General features: G+C 31.9%; 3 protein-coding genes. All 3 read right to left on the minus strand.

From position 1 onward, the window contains the following. Nucleotides 1-225: 225 nt before the first annotated feature. The gene (locus tag ACWIUO_RS13460) at nucleotides 226-1,563 is read right to left on the minus strand and encodes a hypothetical protein (protein WP_454178399.1); all 1,338 of its coding nucleotides are present in this window, start codon (nucleotides 1,561-1,563) and stop codon (nucleotides 226-228) included. Nucleotides 1,564-1,565: 2 nt separating this feature from the next. Then, nucleotides 1,566-3,563: a DUF5675 family protein gene (locus ACWIUO_RS13465; RefSeq protein WP_454178400.1), complete on the minus strand. Its 1,998-nt coding sequence runs from the start codon at nucleotides 3,561-3,563 to the stop codon at nucleotides 1,566-1,568. A 4-nt stretch (nucleotides 3,564-3,567) separates the two neighbouring features. Then, a partial coding sequence (locus ACWIUO_RS13470) for a hypothetical protein (protein WP_454178401.1) occupies nucleotides 3,568-4,108 on the minus strand: 541 nt, incomplete at its 5' end.

The following is a 4,108-nucleotide window of genomic DNA, read 5'->3' on the forward strand; positions in this document are numbered from 1 at the left end:
ATGATGGATTTGGGGGTTATAAAAGATTTGCTAGAGTTTGTGGGATTTGTGGAGGTTATATGGTTAGAATTTGTTAGATTCTTTGGGTTTGTTGGATTCTTGTGAAATGTGCTATTATTGGGATTTGCAATGTTTGGATTGTTGGGGTTTAGGTTTGACATTTGGAATGCTCCTTATTTAGAGGTGGGAAGTAAAATAATACAACAAAATGGTTAAATTTTGCTTTTACCTCTTTATATAATTCTCCCCAAATGGTGCTAGGTATTCTAATCCGCTAGAATGTATATAGCCCTCATATAGTTTGAGAGTAGAGGGGGTTTTATTGAATGTTTTAGCATAGCCATCGATAAAGGGTAAAAGTTGCTCCCTAAACCTAAATATATCAAATTCAACTTCGCTAAATTTTGTTTCATTGTCCTCACTTGAGATAGTGTTTTTATCTATCATTTTTAAAATCCACACCTTGCACCAATCATTTGGCAATATATCCCAAATAAGCACCAAATAATTATCTCTAAATAAAGGGTTTATAAGTTTAGATTTATTGGATTCGTAATAAGATTGTGCCATTTTATGATTGTAATAAAGTATATAACCTATTTCATCGCTACTGCCTAAATCATCTCTCTCATACCATTCCTTTCCTTTTTGAAGCATTGGTTTATATAATGGTTTTATGTTACCATCGGTTAAGCCATTAGAATCTGTTATGTAAATATTAGGCGTATTTGTGCTTTGTGATAAAAGCTGGGCTATGATTTTGCCCTCTTTTAAATCAGGCTTATCACGCACATTTACAATAAAGTCATTTATGTTGGTTTTTGTGATGGCTAGGGCGGAGGTGGGGAGTGGCTTAAAAACTTCGGCGTAGGGCAGCAAATGCTTTGTAATCGTTTCATTCATTAGCGTTGTTTTATTATACTCAATATCCTCCCAAGAGGCGATAGATTCAGGGAAATTTAGCGTTGTATTTTGTGGGAGGATTTTATGGGATTTTATAATGCCTAGACATAAAATACACTCTAATCCATCTGCCCAATTTAATGCAGTTAAATACTTATCATATTTAGGAAAAGTAATCACGCTAAAATTGAAGGGCTTTCTATTAAGTTCGCCTAAGTTAATTAAATACCACTCAAATTCCACCTCAATCGGCACAAGCACAGAGCCAAAACGGACATCAAAAAATCGTTTTTGTTGAGATTCACTAAATCCAACCTTTGATAGAATCTCTTTTGCAAAATCATAATTTATGTCATAAGGAATCCTCATATCGCCTAAGTCACGAGGCATATGGGATTCATCATCTATGCTTTTTTGAAAATCTTTGGCATAAAGAACCGCATAATTTATATATGGGTTAGTTTCTGGAAAAAAGATTAAATCAATATTTTTATTGTGCTTTATATCAAAACTCCACGAAATGCGGAGGTGTCCTTTGAAATTTAAAAATATCCCTATTCTATCATCATTATAATTTAAAAATAAATTACTTGAAGTTTTCTGGAATGTTAAATCGGTGCTGATATCGTTTTCTAGAGATATTATTTGTCCTCTATGCATTTTTACACCTCTTTCATTATTTTATTTACTATCATTATCTCAATTTGTGAAAATATTTGTTGCTTATTCATACCACTAAAATATTTTCTTAAAAAGGAGCGTTCATTATTTAATTGCATTCTTATGTTTTTCATTGCGCTTGTTGAGTCATACACAATGTTTGATGCATCATTAACTGTGTTTCCAATCAGCAAACACCCTTCAGAATCTTTTGGTGTATTGCCTATATGTATAAGAATTAGTCTTTCTTTTTTCACAAATATATTATGAAGTTTTAATGGTCTATCATTTGTATGCCACACAACCCCATACCTCCCCTCTGGAATTCGCAAATTAACTTCACCTGCTATGCTATCAGGTCCATTGCGTTCTAGTATGTAAGCATAGTTGTTTTCATCATTTGGCAATGAAAAAGGGTTAAACATTTCATATTCTTTGTTGCCTTGTGATTTTTCTATAAACTTACCATTAGAATCTACCCTTTTGCCATCGATAAATATATTCATTCTAGCAAGTGTTGATTCAGTAGTTTCTTTGAATCGCTCTATGAGAATCAAAACTCGTTTTTGTGGTTTTATACATAGTTTGATAGCTTGTTGACTCCTTGTTGCTTGATAATCTTTTAGAAATTTAATTAGTTTTATTTCATCATTTCCTAAATCTATATATTCTTCTTGCAACGATTGCGATAATAAATGCAAATCAATATCGCGGTCCTTTTCTTGTATGTTTGTTGTAGCATTTGTTTTGCACAGCCACTCCCCCATAACCCTTTCATTTTCTAAAAATTGCAAAGTTTGTCCATTAAATTCTAATCGAAACCGTGTTTGAAATATTTTTAATTCTATGGAGGTTACACGGTCTTGTGTTATTTTACGATTACTCCATTTTGTATTGTAATTTTTCATAGCATATCTTGCATAAGCATTATAGATTCCTACTTTTTTTTGTTTGTTTTCGATTATTTCATATTTCATTCCGTTACCTTTTGGCGTTGCTAGTCCCTCATTCTTATCATAAGCAAAGAATATTATGTTTTTATTGATAAGTGTATCTTGTTTATTGTTATTATCTTTGCTTGTATAGTCTGTCATAAGTAATCTTTTATCAAACAAATCAATAAGTTTTAATTCTAAAATAGTGCCATATCTGCCCTCTATTTCTACATAACCTTTTGGAATAAAATCTAATCGCGCAGAATTTTTATCTGCAAGGTTTATGATAAAATCTTTGTTACCAAGTGGTGGAAAAGGCTCATCTCGTTCTGTTGAGCTTTTTTTTAACCTGCCCGTTTTTACATTTTGTCCGTGATAGCTATTATTTACTATCTTAAAAACCCATTTTATGTTTTGCGCTTCATTGTTGCTAATGTCTTTAATGATTTTAGTGATATTACCCTGCTCTTCTTTATAGTTTCTTTCTTGTTGCGTATTACTATCTGTAGCTTTACCTTTTTCAACTATTGTTTTTTGCTCCTCATACACAAATGCTTTTAATCGTATTGTCTGCTTTGTGTCTATGGTATAGATTTCATTTTTCCAGCTGTATATGGATTCTGTATTATCATTATTTATATCTACTTTACCATAGTTATTATAGTGAAAATGTGGAATTTTGTATGCCTTAATTAAGCCTATAAGCACACTTGATTGCTCTCTTGTTTGGAATCTCAAAGTTGCAGGATATGTTATTTTGGTGTATATTATGGGCTGAAGTGGTGTTTTTTTATTGATGGGTGTGGTTCTATAATTATCTGTATTGTGTAATTCTACCTTTAAGTTTGCAATAATTGATTGAGTGTCTATTTCACATTTTACGCTTCCTTCATCTTTTTCTTGTTGGGTAAGTTTGCTTAAATCTATACTGCATTTTTCATTTTCAGGCGTGCTATCATAATCTTTACCTGTAAAAAGATATAAAATTCCCTCTCTTATGAGCGGATATTCGCCTTGTTTGTTAGAGTGTTCCTCTGTTGGCTTTACATAAAATGTTAATTTCAATTTCTTAAGTCCCTTTACCAATGGTAGTTTTTTTAGCTTTTATATTTATGCCATCACTATTAAGGGTAATATCATTGCCATCAACGCTTATGGTAATGATATTATCGTTTGTGATAGCTATGTTAGATTCCCCTATCTTTAGCGTTATGCTATCTTGTGAATCAATATTTAATATTTTAGATTGTATCTCGAAAGATTCTAGCACTTGCATTATAGCATTTTTTGCTTGGGCTATAAAATATTCTTGCATATCCATTGATATGGATTGACTAGAAGTAAGAAGCATATTTGCGTTTGCATTAAGATTTAGCTGTGATTTAGAAAGTATATTTATTTCCTCATTAGCTTTTATGCTTAAATGCCCCTTTACACTCTCATACTTATCCTGCTCTATGTCCTCTTTTACATTCCCCTTAATCGTTACTTCCTTATCCCCACCTACGAATTCACTACTATTATGCTCTACTTTTAGTTTATTGTCTAATCCTACACTTAGAGTATTGCTTGTGCCTACTATGGTATTTTTAGATAACGCTACATTAGTG

It is taken from the genome of Helicobacter sp. T3_23-1056 (assembly GCF_053654535.1).

Bases quoted from the DNA above. Each gene is read 5' to 3' on its own strand.
- ACWIUO_RS13460 (WP_454178399.1), bottom strand. From the start codon at position 1,563: ATGCATAGAGGACAAATAATATCTCTAGAAAACGATATCAGCACCGAT.